The organism is Streptomyces sp. NPDC051776 (assembly GCF_040681345.1).
GTDB lineage: Bacteria > Actinomycetota > Actinomycetes > Streptomycetales > Streptomycetaceae > Streptomyces.
The window spans coordinates 23,611-48,212 of the sequence record NZ_JBFAYQ010000048.1; the positions used below are offsets into that span (position 1 = coordinate 23,611).

The 24,602-nt window shown below is 70.9% G+C and carries 10 protein-coding genes and 1 pseudogene; 4 read left to right on the forward strand and 7 right to left on the reverse strand.

Translation table 11 applies throughout. From position 1 onward, the window contains the following. Positions 1–122: 122 nt before the first annotated feature. The 5 genes from AB0M26_RS26990 to AB0M26_RS27010 all read right to left on the reverse strand — a co-directional run bounded on the left by AB0M26_RS26990 (position 123) and on the right by AB0M26_RS27010 (position 21,624). Entirely contained in the window at positions 123–1,262 is a 1,140-nt protein-coding gene (locus tag AB0M26_RS26990; protein ID WP_365264855.1) for an alpha/beta fold hydrolase, read from the reverse strand. After that, positions 1,259–3,670: a thioester reductase domain-containing protein gene (locus AB0M26_RS26995; protein WP_365264857.1), complete on the reverse strand. Its 2,412-nt coding sequence runs from the start codon at positions 3,668–3,670 to the stop codon at positions 1,259–1,261. Before AB0M26_RS26995 ends, AB0M26_RS26990 begins: the two co-directional genes overlap by 4 nt. A 69-nt stretch (positions 3,671–3,739) precedes the next feature. After that, entirely contained in the window at positions 3,740–17,809 is a 14,070-nt protein-coding gene (locus tag AB0M26_RS27000; RefSeq protein WP_365264859.1) for an SDR family NAD(P)-dependent oxidoreductase, read from the reverse strand. Between the two features lie 160 nt (positions 17,810–17,969). After that, positions 17,970–19,694 (reverse strand): fatty acyl-AMP ligase, encoded by a 1,725-nt coding sequence (locus AB0M26_RS27005; protein ID WP_365264861.1) that lies wholly within the window; start codon positions 19,692–19,694, stop codon positions 17,970–17,972. Between the two features lie 742 nt (positions 19,695–20,436). Beyond that, positions 20,437–21,624 (reverse strand): cytochrome P450, encoded by a 1,188-nt coding sequence (locus AB0M26_RS27010; RefSeq protein ID WP_365264863.1) that lies wholly within the window; start codon positions 21,622–21,624, stop codon positions 20,437–20,439. A gap of 482 nt (positions 21,625–22,106) precedes the next feature. Between AB0M26_RS27010 and AB0M26_RS27015 the strand changes: the two genes are divergently transcribed. After that, positions 22,107–22,601 carry a transposase gene (locus AB0M26_RS27015; RefSeq protein WP_365264865.1) on the forward strand — a complete coding sequence of 165 codons (495 nt, stop codon included), beginning with the start codon at positions 22,107–22,109 and terminating at the stop codon, positions 22,599–22,601. Next, the gene (locus AB0M26_RS27020; RefSeq protein ID WP_365264867.1) at positions 22,573–22,776 is read left to right on the forward strand and encodes a hypothetical protein; all 204 of its coding nucleotides are present in this window, start codon (positions 22,573–22,575) and stop codon (positions 22,774–22,776) included. Before AB0M26_RS27015 ends, AB0M26_RS27020 begins: the two co-directional genes overlap by 29 nt. On the opposite strand, the gene AB0M26_RS27025 is transcribed toward AB0M26_RS27020, so the two are convergent. Continuing rightward, the gene (locus AB0M26_RS27025) at positions 22,766–23,068 is read right to left on the reverse strand and encodes a hypothetical protein (protein ID WP_365264869.1); all 303 of its coding nucleotides are present in this window, start codon (positions 23,066–23,068) and stop codon (positions 22,766–22,768) included. The two genes, AB0M26_RS27020 and AB0M26_RS27025, sit on opposite strands and share 11 nt — an antisense overlap. A gap of 328 nt (positions 23,069–23,396) precedes the next feature. On the opposite strand from AB0M26_RS27025, the gene AB0M26_RS27030 reads away from it, so the two are divergent. After that, positions 23,397–24,074: a DUF4232 domain-containing protein gene (locus tag AB0M26_RS27030; protein ID WP_365264871.1), complete on the forward strand. Its 678-nt coding sequence runs from the start codon at positions 23,397–23,399 to the stop codon at positions 24,072–24,074. Here the strand turns inward: AB0M26_RS27030 and AB0M26_RS27035 are convergent. After that, positions 24,064–24,282 (reverse strand): hypothetical protein, encoded by a 219-nt coding sequence (locus AB0M26_RS27035; protein ID WP_365264873.1) that lies wholly within the window; start codon positions 24,280–24,282, stop codon positions 24,064–24,066. The two genes, AB0M26_RS27030 and AB0M26_RS27035, sit on opposite strands and share 11 nt — an antisense overlap. Positions 24,283–24,332: 50 nt before the next feature. Between AB0M26_RS27035 and AB0M26_RS27040 the strand changes: the two are divergent. Further along, positions 24,333–24,507: pseudogene (locus tag AB0M26_RS27040) on the forward strand (transposase); the annotation flags it as partial. Positions 24,508–24,602: the final 95 nt, after the last annotated feature.

The window sequence follows — 24,602 nt, forward strand, 5'->3', positions numbered from 1 at the left end:
GAGTGAGGCCGTCGAAGAGGTCTTCGGGGCCGGGACTGGCGGTTGGGGCGCCCGCCGAGCTGGTGCAGTAGGCCCCGGACCGCGTTGGGGCCAGCATGTGTTGTGGTGACCTGGGGTCGCAGTCACCGGCGATCGCCGAGGAATTCGAGGATGTGCCCGAAGACGTCCACGGCGGCGCCACGGCCCAGGAAGGTGTCCAGGTGGCCGTATCCGGGGATCTCGCTGTAGGAGACGTCCAGTTGCGGCTGACGGTGGGCCAGCACGTCGTGGCAGAGCTTCTGCGAGTCCAGCCACAGCCCGTTCTCGCTGCCGGAGATGAGCAGGACGGGGGTGTCGATTCGGTCAGCCGCGTCCAGTGCGTTGGGCGGCAGGGCCCGGTAGCGGTGGTCGGTGTCGTGCCAGCGCACCACACTGCGGGCCAGCTCGATCCGGCGCAGATGGGGCAGGATCCACAGTGGGGCAGGGCCGAGGAGATCGGCGAGCCGGTCGTGCGTTGCCTCCGCGAGGTTCTCGTGAACGAACAGCGATGCGCCCGTGCCCCAGGCCGAATGGTGCAGGATTTGGCAGGTCGGGTCGGGACAGATGGCCTTGTGGGAGGCCAGCGCGAACAGCGGGGTGTACTTCGACCACAGGCCGACCTTGCGAAAGTCCACCGGGATGTGGTCGATCCGCGTCTTCAGCAACTCCCCCGCCACGGACATCCGCAGCGAGGTCCGGCCCGCCAGCTTCGGTGTGAGGAAGACCCCTTGGGAGACCACACCCGCCAGCGAGGGCACCAGTCCGGCAGCCATGCTCAGCGACAGCGTGAGCGAGCCGATGCAGTGCGCGACCACGAACAGCGGCCGATCACCGATACGCTCGCGTACGTAGGAGACGGCCTCGGGTATGTCGTACAGCGCCACGTCGTCGTAGGTGTATCGGCGGCCGGTCTCGTTGTACGGCAGCCGGGAGCTGCCCCGCCAGTCCAGCAGCCAGGGTTCGTAGCCGTCGTCGAGAAGGACGTCGACGAGGTTGCGGGTCTCGGGCAGCAGGAACATGTCGGCGGACGCTGTGTGCCCGTGCAGCAGGAGGACTGCGGGCCGGGTCGGGTCGCCGGTGCCGACCCGGGTAAGGCCGAGCCGGACGCCGTCACTTGCGCAGAACGGGATCTCCTCGACCCGCTCGGGGTCGAGACGGTGACGCAGAGGACGCAGCGCCGCGGTCGTACGGACCTTGCGGAGCGCCGACCGGGCCGCCCGGGAAGGGGTCGTCCTGAAGATCATCGGTTGTGCTCCGTGAGGGTCGGGGTGCGGCGCAGGTCGAGCAGGTCCGCGGCGGCCCGCGCGAACGGGCCGATCAAGCCGCGGCCCATCTCCAGGCCGAACCAGGCGAGCCATGTCAGCTTGGCGGCCCGCTTCTCCTGACTGGTCAGGCGCGGGTCGACCCTGATTCCGTCGATCTGGTCGCGGACATAGGAGTCGGCGGGTACGACGACCTCGCCGCGCAGGCTCGCGGCCTCGCCCTCGCGGCCGATCTCCACACTGAGCGCGCGGGTCTGCCGCCACAGGTCCCGGCGGGCCCTTGCGTACTTGCGGCCCTCCAGCCACCACAGGCCGCCGTCCTTGTCCCGCATGGCCAGCCGGTAGCGCAGGAGCTGGTGCCGCATGCCGTGCTGCTGAGGGATGCCTTCCTCCGGACGTATCCACACGTCACCACGTTCCACGGTCAGCGGCGCGGAGTGGACAGCGGTGCAGGTCACCTCGCCCGTGACGTCCACCCGGCGCTCCTTGACCAACTGGTACATGCTGGCTATGGACAGGGTGAGCTTCATCGAGCAGGGGGTCTCGGCGACGGTTCCGACCGGTCCGACGGCGCCCTCGGTGGTCTCGGAGAACCACAGGTAGGGCTGGTCGTCCCTGTGCGGCAGCCGGGCCAGGCCGGCGCCGGCGAGCTTCTCGAAGGTCTTCATCTGGGCCTGGGCGTCGTACCGGGCGGCGGGCGTGAGTCCCAGCGCCGCGACCAGGGCGTCGGTGCGTTCGCCGACGGCAGCGGGGCCCGTCAGGGTTGCTTCACACAGCTTGAGCGCGGTGGGGCTCTGCAGCACCCGGGACAGGAAGGCGAGTTCAGGCACCGGCTCGGTCTCCAGGCGGGCCAGGGCGTCGGTGCGCCACTCGTCCCAGTCCTGAACGCGTACGTGCATGCCGCCCAGGGCCATGTCCCGCACGACGTCGCGGAGAGTGTTGGGCACGCCAGTGAGGTTGTAGTCGAAGCCCCACGCGTCGGGCGCGCAGATCGCGGCGACCGCGACTCGGCTGACCCAGTCCACGGGGGCCGCGTTGAGGTAACGGAACGCCGGTACGGTGCGGAAGCGGCCGAAGGCGGAAATCAGGCCGCTGCTGAGGTCCTGCGGGTTGTGGGCGCCGGTGCTGGTGTGGCCGCCGATACCGCCCGGGCGGAGCGCGGTGACGACCAAGCCATGGTCGCGGGCGCGGCGCAGGGCAACCTCAGCGGCCCACTTGGACTGGTCGTAGCCGGAGATGAGCCGGTCGACGTGGGCGAGAGGGGCGTCCTCGCCCATCGAGGTGATGCCGACCTCGTTGAACACGGCTATGGACGAGATGTGGTGCAGCGGCTTGGGTCGGCCGGTGGCAGCGAGTTCGGCGAGGGTGAGCGCGCCGAGGACGTTGCTGCCGCGCAGTGACGGGTAACCGCGCAGGAAGTCCACGGCGGCCGCCACGCCGACGATGCTGTCGAGTTCGTGGGCGAGGGTGTGCCACTGCTCGTCGGTGAGTCCCAGGCGTGGACGGCGGATGTCGCCGGGAAGCACGGTGATGCGGCGGCGGACCTCCGAGGACCAGGGCAGCTTGTAGCTGCGCAGCTGGGCGCCGAGCCGGGCGGCCGCGGTCTTCTCGTCGGCCGCCCGGACCAGGCAGTACACATGGGCGTCGCTGTGCCGCAGCAGGTCGAGCAGCATGTGGCTGCCGAGGAAGCCGGTCGCGCCGGTCAGCAGAGCGCGGCGCGGCGGCAGCGGCTCGGGGACATCCGTGAACGGCAGCCGGTCGGCCAGGGCGAGGTCGGCCAGGATCTGGTCGAGGTCCTCCTGACGGGCGTGGGAGTGCGGGTCGCCGTCCCTGTGCGGCGTGTGGCGTACGGCCGGTGGGGTGCGCGTGGGCGGAACGGGCAGGGCGGCGGGGGCGGCGGGCGGATCGGCCACCAGAGGCACGGGAGGTGTCGCGAGGACCGCGGCCGGTGCGGTGGCGGGTGTAAGAGGCATGGCGGGGGCCGGTGTCCCTGCCGGTGCCGCCGTGCCCCCGGCCGGCGGCAGCCACCGCCGGGCCAGGCTGACCGGGCGGGCGTCGGCGAACACCTCGTCGAGGTCGACCTCGACGCCGAGCTCGACCTCCAGTTCGGCGACCAGCGCCACCGCGTCGAGGGAGGTACCACCCGCGTCGAAGAAGTCGGCGTCCGGTGACAGATGTCCGGACGGTAGGTGCCGGCCGGCCGTGGCGGCGATGGCGGCCGCCAGGCCGTCCACGCCCGGCGCCGGGTTGGAGGTGGCTTCCGGGGAGGTGCCCACGGCGCGCACCTTGGCCAGCACATCGGTGACGCTCAGTCCACCGCCGCCCCGTTCGATCGTCTCGGCGGTGGTCCGCCGGCCGGCGTTCGCCGACTCCTCGTTCACGTTACGCATGAGAGCCCTTCACGTAGTCCGCTGTCCTCTTCCTTGCGGCCGTCCCCGTCAGCCGACGCGTACGGCGGGTCACTGCTGCTCCCAGGACCGGAACGTCCGCAGGTGTTCCGGGGTGACCACGATGTCGAGCCGCTCGGCGTCCTGGTCGCCGCCGCCGAGTGCGGCGAGGAGCCGCCGTGCGGGGGCGTTGCGCGGGGTACGCTCCGCGGTGAACCGGACTTTGACACAGCCCAGTTCCTCGGCCCGGTCGGCGAGTCGGCCGAGCAGCCGTTCCTCGACGCCTCGGCCGAGCGCCCGGCAACTCATCAGCCAGGCCAGTACGTCGAGCTGATCGCCTTCGGCGCGGATCGCGAGCAGCGCGATCTGGCCGTAGTCCCCGAATCGGTCCCGTGCCGCCGCCGTCCACACCTCGCCCTGTTCCCGCCACCGGGTGAGGTCACCGCCGTCGGCGGAGCGGGCGCGCAGGGTGAACTGGTTGGTGCGGCACACGAGTTGGTGGCACCGTTCGACATTCGCCTCGGTCAGCTCGCGGATGTCGACCTCGAGGTCCAGCTTGGTCAGGAACTCCTCGAAACCGGCGCCCGCACTGAGGGCGTCCCGCTCACGCTCCTGCTCGTAGAACCGCGCCCGCAGGGCGTCCTCGGCGGTCGCCGCGGCAGGAACAAGAGGCCACAACCGGTGCAGGAACGCATCGAGTTCGGTGTCGGGCGGGCAGGTCACGGAGAGCACCTGCGGAAACGCCGAGCGCATCTTGGCGATCTCGGCCGGATTGTCGTCCAGGAACAGGAAGCTCTCGAGGCCGAGGTTGAGGGTGCGGGCGGCCTCGGCGAGACGATCCGGCTTGGGCCCCCAGGCGGCGGAGAGCACACTGAAGTGCTCGGCCCTGAGCAAGCTGTCCGGGTGGTCGAGGACGGCACGGACCGTAGCCTCGTCGTTGTTGCTGACCAGCGCCAGCAACACGCCCGCGTCCCGCCACTGCAGCAGCTTGCGGGCGAGTAGGGCGCGGGGACCGGTGAGATCCACCGCCTCCGGGCCGTTCTCGCCGGCCACTCCGCCCCACAGGGTCTCGTCGCCGTCGACGGCGATCACCTTGGGCGCGGGTCGCCGTACCGCGCGGATCACGTCGGCGAGGCGTAGCGCGACCGCGGCCTGGAAGCCCGGCGTGAAGGGTAGATGGGCCAGCCGCTCGGTGCGCTGGTCGAAGTGGTCCTCGACGGTGTGGTATCGGGTCCACTCGTCGGGGCCGAGCACCGCGACGCCCGCGAGCCCTGCCAGGTCGGCGGCAAGGCCGCGCTCCCAGGCGAGGAGGCGCTTCTCGCTGCGGGCGGTCGTCAGGATGCCGACGATCAGCGGTTTGCGGGTGCGCTCGGCCAGCGCCTTCAGCGCGGCCGGGTAGGCGGTGCGCAGTTCCGCGAGCAACGCGTCGTCCACCGGGCCGAAGCGTTCCAGGTCGGCGGCCCGCAGCAGGACGACGGACACTGTGGTGTCCGGAGAGGCGAGGACTCCGGAGGGGTCCTGGAGGGCGGCGAGCACCTGGTGGTACGGCGCCTCGGCGACCGTGGCCCGTTCCTCCTCCAGCGCGGCCTCGCACATCAGGGGCAGGTTGCCGAGAGCAAAGGTGGCGGCGAGGGCGAGACGCAGGCCGTCGACGGATGCCGCGGACGCGGTGGTGGTGGTGGGCGCCTCCCGTACGGCTTCGGTGGCGTCCTCGGTGGTGTGCGCGAGCAACCGCAGGAACTCCTCTCCCAGTTCGGTCGCGGTGTCCGCGTCCAGGATGTCGAGGTTGTGGTCGAGCCGGAGGGTGTCGGCGTCCGGCGTCATGGTGATCATCAGGTCGAGGTCGGTGTGGCCGACTCCCGCGGGCAGCACTTCGAGGTTCGTCAACCGGCCTGAGAAGCGGACGTAGTTGAAGTAGACCTCGACGAGCGGTGCGTTCGGCCGGTGCAGTCCCTGCCGGGCGAGCGTGGCGAGGACGTCGGAGAACATCGCGCCCTCGGCGAGGATCTTCCCCAGGCGGGCGTCGGTGCGGCGCAGCACGTCCGCGACCCGTTCCCCCGCCTCCGCCTGGGCAGGGAAGGGCACGGGGACTCCGAAGAAGCCCACGGCGCCGTAGGCGTCGGCGTGGATGCGGGTGTCCACGGGCACGGCGAGCACGAACCGCTCGCGCTCCCGCTTGCGGGCCAGCAGCACGGTGAGGGTGCCTAGGCAGAACGCGGCGGGCGTGACGGCGAGGCTGCTCGCCGCTGCCGAGACGCGTTCCGTCAAGCCGTCGGGGATGGGGAGGGTCACGCTGCCGGACCGGTAGGTCCGGTTCTCGGGGCGTGGCCGGGCGAGCGTGAGGTCGAGACGTTCGCTGCCATGGAAGGCCGCGCGCCAGTCGTCGCCAGGGCCGTCGCCACCGCCCTGCTGGGCTTCGACGAGCAGGTCGATGTCCCGGTTGGTGACAGTGCCGTCGAGCACTGTGCCGGACAGTTCGGCGTCGATCTCCGCGACCACGAGGAGCAGTGACTGCAGGTCGCTGACCGCGTGGTGGGCGCCGAGCACCAGGATCTGCCCCTCGGGGCCGCCGTTGAGCAGTTCGAACCGCCACAGCGGTGCCGTGGTGAGTTCGAAGGGCGGCTCCAGCAGCAGACGGAGCCGCTCGGCGGCGTCCGGGTCGCTGTCCTCGGTCCACCGCAGCAGCGGCACGGGCAGCTCCCGGTCCACGCGCAGTTGCCGTCCGCCCTCGGGGCCGGTGACGATCGCGGTACGCAGGGCCGCGTGCCGGGCGACGAGCCGCTCGATGACGCCTCTGAGCGATTCGCGGGTGACGGGTATCGTGATCCGCACGGCGAGTCCGACGCCGTGGGCCGCGTCGGGCATACCCGGCTTGGCGCTGCGCAGGAGTCGCACGACGTCTCGTGGGGCGGGCCGCAGGTCGGTCTCCGGTACGTCCTCCGCCGCCGCGACGGGCGTCCGCTCGGCCGGCGCGGTGCGCTTGGGCAGGGACTCGGCCAAGGCGCGGGCGAGGGCGCGGATGTCGGCGGCGGAGAACATGTCGGTGACCGGAAGTTCGACGCCCAACTCCCGTACGAAGGCGTTGCGCAGCCGGACCAGCATCAGGGAGTCCAGGCCGAGTTCCTTCAGTGCGGTGGTGGCGAGCACGTCCACAGCACCACCGGAGACCTCACCGACCCGGGCGCGTACGTAGGCCTCCAGCCATTCGGCGCGCTCGTCCTCGGTGGCGGCGGTGAACACCTTCCTCACCAGGTCGTCGGTGTCCACGCCGCCGGCCGGGACGGTCACCAGGTCGGCCAGGAGCGGCCGACCGCGCACGGCGTCCGAGTCCTTGGCGAGAAGGTTCCAGTCGAGGGCGATCGGCGCGAGCTGGCGGCGGCCGGTGGGCAGCACCCGCTCGAACAGCTCGCCGCCGTCCTGCGGGGAGAAGGCGACGAGGCCGGAGCTGCTGGTCTGGGCGGCCCGGGCGCCGGAGTCGGCGACCATGCCGACTTTGGCCCAGGCACCCCAGTCCAGGCTGAGTGCCCTGCGCCCGGAATGGGCCAGGTGGTGTGCCCAGGCGTCGAGAAAGGCGTTGGCCGCCGAGTAGGTGCTCTGGCCCGCCGATCCCAGCAGACCGGCGACCGAGGCGAACAGCACGAGGTTGTCCGCTTCGGGGACGAGTTCGGTGAGCAGGGCGGTGCCGAGCACCTTGGGGGCGAGGACGCGCCGGACGCTCTCCACGGTGAGGTTTGCCAGGGTGGCGTCGTCGAGGACACCGGCGGCGTGGACGACCGTGGTGACGGGGCCCGCCTCGCGGCGTACGGCGTCCAGGGCGGCGGTGAGTCCCACGCGGTCCGCAACATCGGCGCGGGCCAGGTGCACGGCGACCCCGCGCTGCTCAAGATCCCGGATCCAGGCCGTGGCGGCCGCATCGGGGGTGCCCCGGCTCATCAGGGCGAGCCGTCGGGCACCCCGGCCCACGAGCCGTTCGGCGACGACCCGGCCGAGGCCGCCGAGGCCACCGGTGATCAGGTGCACACCATCCGGCTGCTCGGGGTGTCCGCCGTCGTCCGGGCGGGTGCTGGCCAGGCGCGGGACGAGGCGTTTGTCGCCGCGCAGAGCGATCAGGCGTTCGTCGTCCGCGTGCCACAACTGCGTCCACAGCGCGTCGGTTCCGCCGTCAGCGGGCAGGTCGACGAGCGTGGTCGCGAGTTCCGGGTGCTCCTGGGCAACGGCGAGGCCGAAGCCCCAGGCGAGGGCCTGCTGGGGATGGGCGACCGCGGTGCTGTCGCCCGCGGCCTGGCACCCGCGTACGACGACGAACAGGCGGGGCGAGGGGACCTGCGGCCGGTCGGTGAGGGCCCGCACGAGGTGCAGGGTGGTCAGGCAGGTCAGCCGCGTCGCCTCCTCGGCGGCGCGCTCTTCGGCGATCGCCGGGGCGTCGAGCGCGGACAACTGGACGACCCGCGTGGGTGGCGCATCCGCGAAGGCCTCGTCGAGGAGCCGGGCGAGGTGTTCGGGGTCGGCCGGGTCCAGGACGTACCGGCCGGGCTCCTCGACGGCATAGGCCGTCCCGCGGCGGGCGATGACGTACGGCACGAGGTCGTCGAGCCGGTGGGCGAGGTCGTCGGCGACTCCGGTCTCGTCCGCCAGGATCAGCCAGCCGCCCTCGCCGGCCGGCTCCTGGGCCTCGGGTCGCCGCTGCCAGCGGGTCTCGAAGAGCGCGCCGTCCAGCGGGGAGAGCGCGGCGAGCCGGAAGTCCTCCGCTTCGAGGACGATTCGGCCACTGTCGTCCCACAGGCGCAGGTCAAAAGTCGCGGTGTCGCCGTCCACGGAGCGCAGGTCACAGCCGACCCAGGCGGGCATGGTGCGCAGACCGGTGAACCGTATCCGCCCAATCCGGGCCGGAACGAACGCCCGGCCCTCGGGAACCTGGGCGGGCAGAGCGGCCGAGTGGAATGAAGCGTCCAGGGTGGCGGGGTGCAGCAGGTGCCCGGCGGACGGCCGGGCGGCGAGGCGGGCGACCGCGGAGCCGGAGCCCCGGTGGCCTTCCTGCAGGCCACGGAAGGCTGAGCCGTAGTCGATGCCCAGGGCGGCGAGGGCGGAATAGACGGCGGGCAGGTCGACGCGTTCGGGGCACCGCTCGCGCAGCTCGGCGAGTGCCGGACCGTCGTCCGTGACCGCTGCCGGGGTGACGACGATTCGCCCGGTGACGTGTCTCTCCCACTTTGGACTTCGTTCGCCGGCAGTGGCCGAGGCGACCGTGAAGTCCCGGAAGCCGTCTTGGGCGGGCCGAAGGACGAGCTGCAGCCGTACGGGCTGATCGGCGTCCAGACACAGCGGTTGCAGGAAACGGACGGCGGCCAGTTCGGCCTGGCCGCTGTCGTCGAGTGCGGCCGCGGCTTCCAGAACCATGTCCAGGAAGGCCGCGCCGGGCAGCCAGACCTCGCCGGCGACCTGGTGGTCGGCCAGGTAGGCGAAGCGGCTGTCGCTCAGGTCGATCTCGGTCTGGAAGAGGTCCCGGCCAGGCTCGTCGCTGGCCTGGACATGGGTGCCGAGAAGCGGGGAGCCGCTCGTGGCACCGGAGGGGACGGGTGCCAGCCAGTGCGGTTCGCGGGCGAAGGCGTAGGTGGGCAGGTCCACGCGACGGCCGCGCGGAAACAGCGCCTTCCAGTCGGGCGTGTGCCCTGCCGAGTACAGCTCGCCCACCCGGGCGAGGAGGACGTCCTCGCCGTCCTGTCCGCGGCACAGTGAGCCGACGCCGATCGCGTCGGTCCCTGCCTGCGCCGCGACCGCCTCGATCGATGACAGGAGCGAGGGGTGCGGGCTGAGTTCCACGAAGTAGCGGTAGCCGTCGTCCAGCATCCGGCGGATGGTGTCCGCGAAGCGGACCGGTTGCCGGAGGTTGGCGAACCAGTACCCGGCATCGAGACAGTCCCCGGATACCGGCTCGGCCTGTACCGACGAGTAGATCGGAGTCGGTGTGCGGGTGCCCCGGACGCGGGAGAACCGGTCGAGGAGCTCGGCGCGCAGCGGTTCCATCAGCGGGGTGTGCGAGGCGAACGGCGTCGTCAGGCCGCGTGCGGGGACTCCCCGCCCCTCCAGCTGGGCGCGCAGTGCGGAGAGCGCGTTGGCCTCGCCGGAGACCGCCGTGGCGCTGGGGCCGTTGACCGCGCCGACGAACAGCCGGCCCGCGTACGGCACGAGCAGTTCCTCGACGTCCGCGAGCGGCAGCTCCACGGCGAGCATTCCGCCGTGCCCGACGAGCGGCACCACTGCCTCGGCACGCCCGGTGACCGCGATTGCCGCCTCGTCCAGGGTCAGGGCACCGGCACTGTACGCGGCGGCAATCTCGCCGAGGCTGTGGCCAACGACCGCGTCCGGGGTGACGCCGAGCTCCCGCCAGGCGGCGGCCAGGGCCGCGTTGACGGCGAACAGCACCGGCTGGAGGTACTCGGTACGGGCAAGGGGGGAGGACTCCTGTGGCGCGCGCAGGGTGTCGAGCAGTGACCAGCCGGCGTGCCGCCGGACGGCCTCGTCGATACGGATGAGCTCCGCCCGGAACGCCTCGGAGTGGGACAGCAGCTCCAGTCCCATGCCGGTCCACTGGCCGCCGTGTCCGGCGAACACGAAGGCGACCTTGCCGGGCTGCTCCTCGCGGGGCGCGGTCAGGGGCTTGCGTCCGCTGCCCAAGTCCGTGAGAGAGGAGAGCAGTTCGTCCCGGCCGCCTCCGACGAGGGCTGTGCGCCACTCGAAGTGGCTGCGGTGCCGGGCCAGGGCGTAGGCGACGTCGGGAAGCACGGTGTCCGCGGTAACGTACCGGGCGAGCCGGGCCGCTTGCCCGCGCAGCGCGGTCTCGCTGCGCGCGGACAGCACGAACAGCTGCCTGCCGTCAGGGTTTTCACCTGGCTCGGGGTCCGGCTGGGAGGGCGCTTCCTCCACGATGACGTGGGCGTTGGTCCCGCTGATGCCGAACGCGCTGACCCCAGCCCGCCGGACCCGCTCCCCCGTGGCCGTCCAGGCGACCGGTTCCTGGAGCAGCCGCAACCCGCTGCCCTCCCACTCGACGTGCCGACTGGGTGTGCCGACGTGCAGGGTCCGCGGCAGGGTCTGGTGGCGTAGCGACTGCACGACCTTGATCAGCCCGGCCACGCCCGAAGCGGCCTGCACATGACCGATGTTGGACTTGAGCGAGCCGAGGTGGAGGGGCCGGCCCTGCGGGCGGGAATCGCCGAAGACCCGGGCCAGGGCGCCCGCCTCGACCGGATCGCCGAGGGTCGTGCCGGTGCCGTGCGCCTCCACGTAGTCGATGTCGGCCGGTGCGAGGCCGGACTGCTCCAGTGCCCGCCGGACGACCTGTTCCTGGGCGGGTCCGTTCGGCGCGGACAGGCCCTGACTGCGGCCGTCCTGGTTGACCGCCGTGCCGCGCAGCACCGCCAGCACCTCGTCGCCGTCGCGCCGGGCGTCTCTCAGTCGCTTGAGGACGAGCATGCCCGCGCCCTCGGCCCAGATCGCACCGTCGGCATCGTCGGAGAAGGAGCGGCAGCGGCCGGTCGGGGACAGGCCGCGCAGCCGGCTGAACTCGACGAAGACCTGCGGTGTCACCATCAGCGTGACCCCGCCGGCCAGCGCCAAGTCGCACTCGCCGGCGCGCAGCGCCTGGGCCGCCAGATGCGTCGCGACCAGCGAGGACGAACAGGCAGTGTCCACGGTGAGCGCCGGACCGTGCAGGCCGAGCGCGTACGCCAGACGGCCCGAGGCGACGCTGAGCGCCGAGCCGGTGCCGACGTAGCCGTCCATCTGGTCGAGTCGGGAGCCGGCCAGGTATTCGCTACCGAACATGCCGACGTACACGCCGGTGGTGCTGCCCTCGAGTCGCGCGGGAACGATTCCGGCGCGCTCCAGCGCCTCCCATACCGTCTCCAGCAGCAGCCGCTGTTGCGGGTCCATGGCGGCCGCCTCCTTCGGGGTGATGCCGAAGAATGCAGGGTCGAAGGACTCGATGTCGTCCAGGAAACCGCCTTCACGCGCGTAGGACTTGCCGAGGGCGTCCGGGTCGTGGTCGTACAGCGACTCCACGTCCCAGCGTCCGGCGGGGAACGGGCCAACGGCGTCCCGGCCGTCGGCGACCAGCCGCCACAGGTCCTCCGGGTCGGTCACCCCGCCGGGCAGCCGACAGGCCATGGCCACGATGGCGATCGGCTCCTCCGTGGCGGGCGCGACGGCGGAAGCGGGGTGCCGCGCCTCGGGTGACGCCCCCGGCGTGCGGCCCAGCCGGCTGGCCAGCAGATGGTCGGCCAGCCGCGCCGCGGTCGGGTAGTCGAACAGGAGGGTGGCCGGTAGCCGGATGCCGAGGCGGGCGCCGAGGCGGTTGCGCAGTTCGACGGCGGTGACGGAGCCCATGCCGAGGTCTCGCAGTGGCTGGTCAGGGCGTACGGAATCGGCCGAGCGCAGGCCCATGGCGCGAGCGGCCTCGTCGCGCACCAACGCCAGGACGCGCTCGCCCCGTTGCGGCTCGGGCAGCCGGGCCAGGCGGTCGGCGAGGGTCTCCCCCTGGTCCGCGGGGTGCGGCGCAGGCAGCAGCGAGCGCCACAGAGCGGTGCCGGCGAATTCACTGGTGCGAAGACGTGGAGGGTCGAGGGCCCAGGCGACCATATGGGGGGCGTCCCGCCGCAGGGTCAGGGCCACGAGGTCGCGGCCCTGATCCGGGGCGAGGGCGCGGTGGCCGCGCCGCGCCATACGGTCCAGGTCGCCGTGCGCCACGGCGAGACCTTCTCCGGCCCAGGCGCCGAAGGAGACGGAGCTGCCGGGCAGGCCCAGGGCTCGCCGATGGTGGGCAAGTTGGTCGAGGAAAGCGTTGGCAGCCGCATAGTTCCCCTGGCCGACGTTGCCCACGACTCCGGCGGCCGAGGAGACCAGCAGGAACAGGTCCAGCGGGGCGTCCGCGGTGGACTGGTGCAGGTTCACAGCGCCATCGACCTTGGGGCGCAGGACTCGCGCCAACCGCTCCGGTGTCAGCTCTGCGATCACCCCGTCGTCGAGGATCCCGGCGCAGTGCACAACACCACGCAGCGGCAACTCCCCGTCAACGTGGGCGAGCATGTCGGCGACGGCGACCGGATCGACGATGTCGCAAGCGACAACCGTGGTTTCGGCACCGAGTCCGGCCAGTTCGGCGACGGTCTCGGCAGCGCGTGGATCCTCGATGCCCTTGCGTGTCGCCAGCAGTAGTTTCGGAACGCCGTGCTCGGCCAGAAGACGGGCGATGTGCCGGCCGACGGCACCCAGACCGCCGGTTATCAGCACGGTCCCATCGGTGGGGGCCAAGGCGGGAGTCCCGACGAGGTCAAGCACGACCGGGCGGGTGGCGGCGGCCCGTCGGCGCAGCGCAGCGCGGGCGGCGACGATGGGGAAGACGTGAGCGCGAACCGGTTCGTGAGCGCCCGGGCTCATGAACTCCGCCACGACTGCGGTGAAGGCCGCCGTGCTGAGGAGGGGGATGAGGTTCTCCGCGTCAGCGACGGCTTCGGAGCCGGGAGCGTTGTCGGTGACTGCCAATACCCGGGTGCCGGAGACGAGGTCGGTGACGTCGGCCGCGGCCTCTGAGACAACGCCGGCGCACGTGACGGGGCTGCCGGGTGCCGAGACCGCCAGGGCGTGCACCTGGATCCGTACCTGGCCAGACGCCAACTCGCGGGACTCCACCGCACTCAGGCTCGGCTCACCGGGGGGCCCGGTCAGCTCGTACTGGCCCCCGGCCGGGACACGAAGGGAGTCCGCGGCACCGGCGCGCGCCAGGCGCGGGGCGAACAACTCCCCTTCCCGAGCCGCGAGTTCTGGTTCCTCCCTGAGTCCGGCGCTGGCCCTGAGGATGGACACGGGGTCGGTGTCATCGAGGTCGATCAGTGTCAGCCCGAGGTCGGGATGTTCTGCGCGGGCGCTGCGGACCAGCCCCCAGAGCACCGACTGGGCGTAGCCGGGCACCGGGTCCCCGTCGGTCGCGGCAATCGCGCCACGGGTCACCCAGACGGTCCGGGCGGGCGCCTGCTCGCCCGACAACTCGATCAGCGTCCGCAGTTCGGCGAGCGCCTCGGCGGCCAGCTCGTGCGCGACGGTTGCAGGGTCGGCGTCCGGCGCGGGGCGCGGCCAAAACCGTACGACCACGTCGGTGGCCGTCTCTCGACGCCCAAGGCCGCGCAGCGCGGCCGCGACCTGCGGGTCCTCCGGGTCGCCGGTGACGGCCCAGGTGATGTCCGGTGCGCCGCCGCCGGCCGGGGCCACGACCGTCCAGGCCACCTCGTACAGGTGATGTGCGTTTTCCGAGCCCGCGTCCAGGTCGGCCGAGTCGGCGGCGCGCAGACGCACGTCCTCCAGGCGTCCGGCGGGGAGCCCGTCGGCGTCCCATAGGGTCACGTCGAGGGTGAGGTCCGTGGCGGAGCCGCCAGTGCGCCGCACCTGCGCGGTGAGGTCGGCGGCGCCGCCGGAGGGCAGCGTGCAACGGCCGACGGCGACGGGGAGCAGCGCGCGGCCGTCAGGGAGGTCGAAGGCGGCGGTCACCTGGAGGGCGGCGTCCACCAGGGCGGGGTGCAGGGGGTAGGGGTCGGCCGCGTCACGGGCGGTCGACGGCAGGGACAGGCGGGCGAGGAGTTCGCCGTCGCCGGTCGGGACCACTGATCGCACGCCTTGGAAGGCGGGCCCGTAACCGAGTCCGAGCGCGGCGAGCCGCTCGTATGTCTGTGCAGTCCAGGCCTCTTCGGCACTCTCGGGCCACACTGGGGGCCGGTCGGCGGTGAGCGGGCCGGAGTCGGCCGCGGAGGCGGTTGCGTGCAGGGACCAGTTGGTGCCGTCCTGGCCGCGTGGGCGGCTGTGCACGGTGATCTCGAGAGCGGCGCCCGCCGTGACCACCTCGACGGAGACCTCCACGGTGCCGGAATCCTGCAGCACGAGCGGGCTGAGCAGAAGCAGGTCGGTGATGTCGGCCGGGGCGTCCGGGCGGGCCACGGCGAGCGCGGCACGGCACATCTCCATCAGAGTGGTGCCGGAGACCACCGTACGGCCGAAGACGGTGTGGTCGGGCAGCCAGGCGGCGGTGGCCGGGGACCACTCGCCGCGGAAGGTCCACCGTGTCTCGTCGGCGGACTGGAGCTGGATGCCGAGGAGCGGGTGCGCGGCGCGGTCGAACACGCCGGGGTCGCCGCTGCCGCTCTCGGGTTCGATCCAGTGCCGCCGCTCGTCCCAGGCATAGGTCGGCAGGTCGGCGGGGTCGGCGTCGGCGATCAGGCGACGCCAGTCGATCCGTTGTCCGTTGACGTGAAGTTCGACGGCGGCCAGGGCCAGGCAGGCGGGGCCATCCTCGTCGCGGCGCAGCGACCCGACGGCAACAAGGTCGTGGTCCGTGTCCTCGCCGGTGGTGCCCAGGGCGGTGAGCAGGGAGGGGTGCGGGCTGAGCTCGACGAAGCAGCGGTAGCCGTCAGCGAGCATGCGCTCGACGGTGGGGGCGAAGCGGACGGTCTCGCGGAGATTGGTGTACCAGTAGTCGGCGGCCAGCTCGTCGGTCACCGGTGCGGCGGTGACGGTGGAGTACCAGGCGATGTCCGTCGACCGTGTGGTGACGCCGTCGAGTTCATCGAGGATCTCGGCGCGCACCGGTTCGACCTGTGCGCTGTGGGAGGCGTAGTCGACGTCGAGGCGGCGGACGAACACCTGGCGCGCTTCCAGGTCGTCGAGAAGAACCTGGAGGGGTTCCACGGGGCCCGCGACCACGGTCGCTCGACCGCTGTTGACTGCGGCGACGGAAACGCCACCGTCGAGCAGGGCCTCCACCTCGGTGTGGGGCAACGCGATCACGGCCATAGTGCCGTTGCCGGACACCCCGGTCAGGGCCTTGCTCCGCAGGGCCACCACGGCAGCCGCGTCGTTGAGGCTGAGCGCCCCGGCAACGCAGGCCGCGGCGACCTCGCCCTGGCTGTGCCCGATCACGGCGTCGGGCCTGACGCCCCGGGACCGCCAGACGGCGGCCAGGGAAACCATGACGGCGAACAGCACCGGCTGAACGACGTCCACGCGGTCCAGTGAGGGGGCGTCGGCGTCGCCGCGCAGCACGGCGGCCACGGACCACTCGGTGAGCGGACGCAGGGCGGCGTCGCAGCGGTCGAGCTCCTCGGCGAACACCGGGTCGCAGTCGAGCAGGTCGCGAGCCATGCCCGTCCACTGGGCGCCCTGTCCCGGGAAGACGAAGGCCACCTTGCCCAGGGGTGCCCTCCGTTGGGGACCGGACGTCTGCTCGGGATCGGGCAGGCCGTCGGCGAGGGCGCGCAGGGCGGCGAGCAGCCGGGGACGGTCGGCCGCCCGGACGACGGCCCGGTGGTCGAAGTGGGTGCGGTGGTGGGCCAGGGTTGAGGCGACCGCCGGGAGCGGCAGCTCCGGGCTCGCCTCGAGGGCGTCGAGCAGCCGGGCGGCCTGCCCCTGGAGGGCGGGAAGACTGCGGGCGGACAGCAGGAAGAGGGTGGGGGCTGGAAAGCCGGCGGAGGCGGCGGGGTTGACCGGGAGCTCGGGGGCCTCCTCCAGGATGACGTGGGCGTTGGTTCCGCTGATCCCGAACGCGCTGACACCGGCTCGGCGCACCCGGCCCGTGCCGCGGGGCCAGACTTCCGCGTCGGCCAGCACCTGCAGTCCGCTGCCGGTCCAGTCCAGGTGGTCGGTGAGAGTGTCGGCGTGCAGGGACGCCGGTATGCACTCGTTGACGAGGGCGAGGACGGTCTTGATGACACCACCGATACCGGCCGCCGCCTGGGTGTGGCCGATGTTGGACTTCAGGGAGCCGATGCCGAGCGGACGGCCGGACGGGCGACTCGGCCCGAACACGTTGGCAAGGGCGCGCAGTTCGATGGGGTCCCCGAGCGGGGTACCAGTGCCATGCGCCTCGACGTAGTCCAGGTCCTGCGCAGTGAGCCCAGCCGCGTCCAAAGCGGCACGCAGCACCCGTTCCTGAGCGGGGCCGTTGGGGGCACTGAGGCCCTGGCTGCGGCCGTCCTGGTTGATGGCCGAGCTCTTGACGACGGCCAGGATCCGGTCGCCGTCCCGGCGGGCGTCCGCGAGTCTCTTGAGCACGACGAGCCCGCAGCCCTCGGCCCATACAACGCCGTCCGCCGCGGCGGAGAAGGGGCTGCACCGGCCGGAGGGGGAGAGTCCGCGCAGTCTGCTGAACTCCACGTGGCCGCGCGGTGTGACGAGCAGTGTGGCGCCGCCGGCCAGGGCCAGATCGCACTCCCCGCTCGCCAGCGCGCGTGCGGCCAGGTGGAGGGCGACCAGCGAGGAGGAGCAGGCGGTGTCGACGGTGACGGCGGGGCCCTGCAGGCCGAGGGTGTAGGCGATGCGTCCGGAGGCGACACTGGCAGCCGAGCCGGTTCCGATGTGCCCGTCGAGCTGACCGAGCGAGGCGGAGGCGAGGTAGCCGCTGTCGTACATGCCGAGGTAGACGCCCGTTGAGCTGCCGTTGAGGGACTCCGGGGGGACCCCGGCGCGTTCGAGGGTCTCCCAGGCGATCTGCAACAGGAGCCGCTGCTGGGGGTCCATGGCGGCGGCCTCTCGCGGGGAGATGCCGAAGAAGGCCGCGTCGAAGCGGTCGATGCCGCCGTCGAGGAACCCCCCACGCAGGCTGTACGCCTTGCCGGTGGCTTCGGGGTCGGGGTCGTACAGCCCGCTGTCCCACCGGCCGACCGGTAGCTCGCGGGTGGCGTCCTCGCCCGCGGCCAGCAGCCGCCACAGACCCTCGGGGGCATCGGCGCCGCCGGGGTAGCGGCAGGCCATGGAGATGATCGCCACCTCGTCCCCGGGGGTGGCCCGTTTCACGGTCGGGGCCGTTGACGGCGCCGCGCTCGGTGGTGTGACGAAGACGGCCCGGGCAACAGCGTTGATGGTGGGGTGGTTGAAGAGCAGGGACGGCTCCAGGTCGCGGCCGGTGTGCGTGGTGAGTCCGGCGGCCATGGCGACCAACTGTCGGGACCCCAGGCCGAATTCGGCCAGCGGCCGGTCCGGATCGACGGACGTCGGATCGATGCGGGCTGCCTCGGCGACGGCGGACGCCAGCCAGGCCCGGACGTCCTCGGAGGTCGTGAGGGATGGCTGGAGCATGCTCTTCGGGGACTCATTTGCAGGCATCAGGGCGGGTGTCCTCGTGAACTCGGATCAGGCTGGACTCCGTACCGCGCATCGGGTGCACGGCAGGACGAAGTGCGGGGTACGCCCGGTTCGGCGCGCGGGGCGGAACGTTTCGACACAAGCTGGGGCCGGGCTGCCGTCGCGTCCGCGGCCAGCGGTGTCAGCCCGCGCCGAGCGCGGTGACCAGGGACAGGGTGCCCTCGAGGTACGCCGTCCGGGTGGCATGGCGCTGAATCTTGCCGCTGGAGGTCTTGGGAATGGTGCCGGGATGCACCAGGACGACATCGTTCAGGGGCAAGCTGTGGGAATCACCGACGGCACTGCGGATCAGGTCGGTGATGCGCTCCGTCTCACCGGCGGCTTGCGGGACGATCTCGGCGACGAGGACGGGCTCTTCGCCCTCTGCACCGGCGTCCACAGAGAACGCGGCGGTGCAGCCAGGCCGCAGGGCCGGGTGAGCCAGTTCGGCGGTGAGCTCCAGGTCCTGCGGGTAGTGGTTGCGGCCGTCGATGACGATGAGGTCCTTCAGCCGCCCGGTGACGTACAGCTCGCCGTCGCGTAGGAAGCCGCAGTCACCCGTGCGCAGGAAACGGCCCTGGTGGCCGGGCAAATGGGCGCGGAGTATCTCGCGGGTGGCGACGATGTTGCGCCAGTAGCCCTTGGCGACGCTCGCTCCGCCGACCCATATCTCGCCGACCTCCCCCTCGGGCAGCTCGTGCTGTCCTTCCGGGTGGACGATGGCGAGGGTCACACCGGGGCCGGGACGACCGCAGCTCACCGCGGCCGCGTCCGCCTCCCCGGCATTCGGTGCCCCCTCTGCGGCGGTGTGCAACGTCGGCGGGGTGTCCACGCAGCCACCGGTGACCATCAGGGTGGCCTCGGCCAGGCCGTAGCAAGGGTAGAGGGCCTCTCGACGTAGACCGGCCCGGGCGAAGGTGTCGGCGAAGCGCCGCAACGTGGCGGCGCGCACCGGCTCGGCGCCGTTGAAGGCGACCCGCCAAGCGCTGAGGTCCAGGCTGTCGAGCAGCTCCGGTGTGGCGTGCTTCAGGCAGAGCTCATAGGCGAAGTTGGGGCCGCCGCTGGTGTGCGGCCGGAATCGACTGATGGTGGTCAGCCAGCGCTGCGGTTGCTGCAGGAAGTGGAGTGGGGCAAACAGGGTGGACGTCGCGCCGAGATGGATCGTATTCAGGACCGGCGCGATGAGACCCATGTCGTGATACACAGGCAGCCAGCTGACGAACAGCTCGTTGCCGTATTCGGCAAGCGAGTCGGGAGTGTGTCCCATCCGCTCAGTCAGGACTCGTTGGTTGTCCACCAGGTTCTCATGGGTCACCATCACGCCCCGAGGGGCCGAGGTGGAACCGGAGGTGTACTGGAGGAACGCCACGGTGTCCGCAGCGAGATCGGGTTGCCGCCAGGAGCCCGCCTGCTCCTCGGAGATGTCCTCGGTGGCGACACGGACGGTCCCATCCAACTCGGGCGCCTGCTGTGCCAAAAGCTCCACGATATCCATGAACCCCTGGCTGCCCAGGATGACCTTGGCGTCGGCATCCGCGATCAGCCGCCTCATCCGGTTCAAGGCCCGATGATTCTGCGCCCGTCCCTGCGGAGGAACTCCCGGCACGGCGATGACTCCGGCGGCCAGGCAGCCCATGAACGCCGGAATGAATTCCACGCCGGGCGGATACAGGAGCAGTGCGCGTTCACCGGTAAGACCACGCTGCTGCAGCCAGGCCGCGATGGCCCGCGAACGAAGAGCCAGTTTCCCATAGCTCATCTCGTGGATTTCGCCGTCACAGTCTCCTGTGACGAGGAACCGATAGGCGGTGCGATCGGACTGTTGCGCAGCATGCGTGAGCAGCGATTCGACTAAGGTGCGAGTCATTTAGTGAGTCCCATCATATGGCATCAGGAATCCGGCCGTGACTTGATAGGCAGGGCGGAACGTTTCGTTTCGGGAGGATCGCTCCACCCTGCTTTGCCTTGGTTTCATCCCCCGTCGAAACCAGCCTGACGGGCGAGTGCGAAACGCCCTGATTCTTGCGTAAATTGAGCGCTTGTGTTGACGCGGAAAGGTCCGTAGAACCCTCGCGACCGTCTGTGAGTTCGAGAATCATCCGATGCGCGAAACAGGCGCACGCGGTACGTGCCTGACCGGACGACGAAAGGCCTCGTTCTGGCCGGGGTCAGCGCCGATGCCCGCGCGCCTCCACGCTCGCGTGACCGCGCGCGCACGGCGATTCGCGCCCAGAGTTTGCAGACTTATGGGAGACCCCTGCAACGTATCGACGGCCAGGCGTGAGCCTGCGGGCCTTGTATCGAAGGCCAGGCGTGAGCCTGCGGGTCTGCTTCGCCGCCTGCGCCTTCTCGGACTGCGGGACAACCGCCGAAGGTGCAGGCGGCGATCACGCGAGTGTCAGGTGCAGCGCCCTGTTGCCGCCAACCGTCGTCGTACTCGCCCCTGGCGAAGCGCTCTCCCGTCAGGTGCCTGCCAAAGCGCCCAAGCGAGATCTGATTCGCTGCAACGGACGGTCGAGAATGCGCCTTTCGTCCCGACCGGACGGTGATCAGTGCAGTGGCTGGCGGCTCAGAACTTGCGGGGCACGTGAGGACGCCCCCTCGTCACCTCACCAGGTAGCCGGCAAGGTCTTGGGGCTACGGGTGAGCAGGCCCGAACGCCAGTCGATCTCCTGCGTGGACACAGCCAGCCGCAGCTCAGGTAGCCGCTGAGGCAGCCGATGCAGTGCCAGCTCCAGTTCCATCCTTGCCAGCCAGGCACCCAGGCAGTAGTGCGGGCCGGCACCGAAGGCAAGGTGCGGAGTGTCAGGCGGGCTGAAGGGATGGGTACGCCAGTCCTCCGGGTAAACCTCGGGATCCAGATTGGCCGTCACTGCGTCCGCCGCAACCATGCTCCCTGCCGGGATCAGAATTCCACCGATCTCCACATCCTCAACCGCCCGGCGCATGAACCCCGGAAGCACGTCCCGGTCGCTGATCGAAATGCCACGAAGCAGCTGATCGGTAGCCGCCGGTGTCAGCCCCTCGTCGGCGCCTAGCGCCCGCCAGGTGTCACGGCCATCAGTGAGCAGGTAGACCAGAGCATTACTGAGGACGGTTGTCGTGACCTCGTGTCCGGCCACCACCAACAGGATGACGAGCGACACAATTTGTTGCTCCGTCAATTCCTCATCTTCATCGGCAGCCTGGACCAGTGAGCTGACCAGGTCCTCGCCTGGCTCAGCGCGCCGCTGGGCCACCAAGTCTGCGCCGAAGGTGGCGAAGTCCATCATCGCCTCCTGCACCTGCTGTGACGGGAAGGCCGTGGTGGCGAAAGCGTGGTCGCTCCAGTAAGCCAGGCGCTCGCGGTCGAGTCCGTCAAGCCCCATCAGCCGACCGAACACCGCAACGGGCAGCGCCCGGACGAAAGCGGCGATGAGGTCCACCGGTCGGTCCTCCCGCGCGAGCTGGTCAATCAGGTCGTCGACCACCGAGGAGACCCAGGGACGCCAGCGTTTGATGGCTCGCGGCGTGAAGGCTTTGCCCACGGTGCGGCGCAGCCGTCGATGCTCGGAGCCGTCGAGGTTGATCAGAATGTCGGGATTGTCTAACAGATTCGGGTAGGCGGTGAGCGCAGGCGCGTCAGGGGAGAAGAGATGGGCCCGGTTCAACCGCGGATCGGACAGCACCTGTCGTACGTCCGCATGGCGCTGGACAACCCAGACCGAAGTCCCGGTGGACAGTTCGGTAAGGAAAGGCGGCCCGAGTGGTCCGGTGGTACGCGGGCAGTGCATCGGCATCAGAGACTCACGAGGCATTGAGTCGCTACTCTTGCGGGACAAGTTTCCTCCGGGTAACTTAGGCCGGGCTGTTTCAAGAGTTCGAGCAGCCAACAACATCGGGTCCTGCCGACACCCGGCCGCGGTGCGGTAGCTCGGACAATGGTGCACGCATGTTGATCACCGGAACATAGACACCTTGTAAATTCTTACGCTTTGAAACAGACACTCTGTCGAGAGCCACGAGTACCTGATCCATGGCTCGACCAGGTCGCAACCGGGTGTATGCCTGCAGTTCGGGTGCCCGACTCTGTGCGTACGGGGCAGACCACGCGTGCGGCCTCGGCCGGTTCTGCGGCGCGCCTTCCGCGAACAGCTCGTCCGGGTCAGCCGTTCAGCAGATTGCCCGTACGCTCCGTCAGATTCGCCGTACACGTCGTGGTGGCCTCTCCCAACTCCTTCTGCTCGACGCCGATCACGGCGTGTGCAGCGAGGCGGAACGTTGCAAGTGAAGCTTCCCCTTGAGTAGTCAGTACTCGAAGCGGCATTCGGAGGAGTTCAAGCGGGACGCGATCGCGTTGGCCCGCTCCTCCAGCAAGACGGTCACGGAGGTCGCGAGGGATCTGGGGGTGAGCCCGGAGAGCCTGCGCGGCTGGGTCAAGCGTGCCCGGATCGACCGCGGTGAGGACGGGGCAGCTGCGCTGACCAGCGCGAAAACGCGAGAGCTGAAGCAGTGTTGGAGCACCGGCGTAGGTCACGGCCCGTACGTACTCCTGCCCGGCGCAGCACTGGCGGTTTCACTCAGCCGCCGCTGCCTGTCTCGCAGACGCAGCGCCGTCTCCGTCACCTCTGGGACGGCGGCTGGCCTGCAGAGTCCGGCCGGGCAAGGCGATTCCGTGCGCTTCCGCTGTGTTTCCCGGCCGCAGTTGGTGAGCTCGGACTGGAGGGGCCGGTTCGTGGGAGGAGCCGCTGAAGAAGCGTTGCGAGGTGGACATCGTCACCGCGGCCGACGCTGACGGCATCAACGCCTGGCTCCACGACGGCGCCACGTCCTGGGCGACCCTGTCCGCCGCCGGCGACGGCCACACCCTGGCCTACCAAGGCGGCCCCCGCCGCCTGGCCGACGAACTCGAAGAAGCCTGGGACCAGTGGACCGCCCAGGGCCCCCCGATCTCTACGACTACGGCATGACGGTCGAACCCGAGCAGCAGTACATGTGGGCCCGCGACCCGAACGCCGGCCGCCGATGGCCGGTGACCGGACGGCGCGAGGCTCCGGCGCGTCCCCAACGAAGTCCTTCGGTGAGCGTGTCGCGCGAGGACACGGCCCCGGCGAGCATGCCGCGCCCCAGCGGCCGCTCCGGGCGGAACACGTTGGCCACTCGGCGCCGCCTCAGCACCGAGCGGGCCCTGTTGACCACCGCTCGCCGTACGTAGGGCGCCATGCTGTCGGCGAGCAGGATCCGGCCGAACGAACGTGGCACTCCGAAGGGCCGCTCCTGTCCCCAAGTGGCCACCAGTCGGCAGCGGTCCGAGCGAATCCGGTGCTTCCACACCCTCACTACGGTGGTGGAGCGGACGTCGGTTCCCTGCCGCGTGAGCGCATGTCCCTTGTCTGCCCGGCGGCCCCACCAGGTGCCCAGTGCGGTGTGCCGGAACGGTCGGGGCCGGGTGGAGCCTAGGTGAAGGACTCGGGTCGCTCCCAACCAAGAGCCCCGGGGCGCACTCCTGCCTACGTGATGTGGTCATGCCCACCACCAGCACGCGAAGGGGCCTGGCCCGGAGACCAACGAACGGTAGGGAGAAACCCCCATGCGACGTCGCGCCGGCACCATCACCGCGGGTGCCGTACTACTGGCGGCTGTCAGCCTCACCGCCTGCGGGCCGGAGGAGGGCAAGGCCGCGTACAACGGAGAGAGTTCCTCGTCCTCGGATGCTGCCTCGTCGGAGGGCAAGACCGGCGGTCAGGGCAAGGAGAACGGCTCGGGCAACAACACCGGTTCGGGCAAGGAGGACGGCTCGGGCGGAGGCTCCGGTGACTCCGAGGTCGCAGAGTCCTGCACCACCAAGAACACGGAGCTGGGCTTCGTGGTCGTCCAGCACAGCAACGATCGGCAGGACGCCAAGGCCGAACTTCGGGTCACCAACACCGGTTCCAGGACGTGCACCATTGTCGGCGTCACGGTCTTCATGGCGAAGGACATCACGGGCAAGCCCGCCACCGTCGAGATCGACAACACGGGTACGGGCGTGGACGCCGTCGACGTGGCACCGGGGAAGTCCGCCGTGGCCACCGTCAAGTACATCGATCACAACAACGACGGCACGGGCAGCGAAGAGTGCGCCCTCGAGGCCCATGAGGTGCAGGTGGCCCTGCCCTTGGACGACACCCGCAGCGTGGAGGTCAAGCGAGCGGGAGAGGGCGGTGAGATGGCGTCCTTCATGGCCTGCGCACCCGACAAGGTGAAGCTGGGCGCCTTCAGCAACTGATCACGCGCGCCCCGGCACCGGGCCGGGGCACGCCCACCGATCGGCGGCCCTCGGTGCCGCACCGTCGGAAGTCGCCCCCGCTTCGCCCGGCGGTTCCGCGCACTGGACGCGGGTCATCACCGAGGCCGCTCACATCGGCGTCGAGAAGGTGCAGCTCATCGGTGGCGAGCCCACCCAGCACCCGCAGTTCGATGAACTCCTCACCCACGCCCTGAACTGCGAGCTGGAGTCATCCTCATCGACGTCGGTGATGGCAGCAGCTTCCGCACCCCCGGATACCTTGCCGCCTACGCCGGCCTGGCACCGGTGACCAGGAAGCTCAGGGTCGTCCGTCCACGGCGAGCACCCTTCGCGCCGTGGCAACAAGCAGCTCAAACGGGCCGTCTACCTCGCCGCCTTCGCTTCGCTGTCCCAGCCGGAATCACGCGCCTACCCTCGCCGTTTCATTTGCGTACGGCTGGCTGGGTCGGAAAACGCGAAAGTGCCTTCCTGACCTGGAACGATGAACCTTGCTGAGGGGTTCTGTCG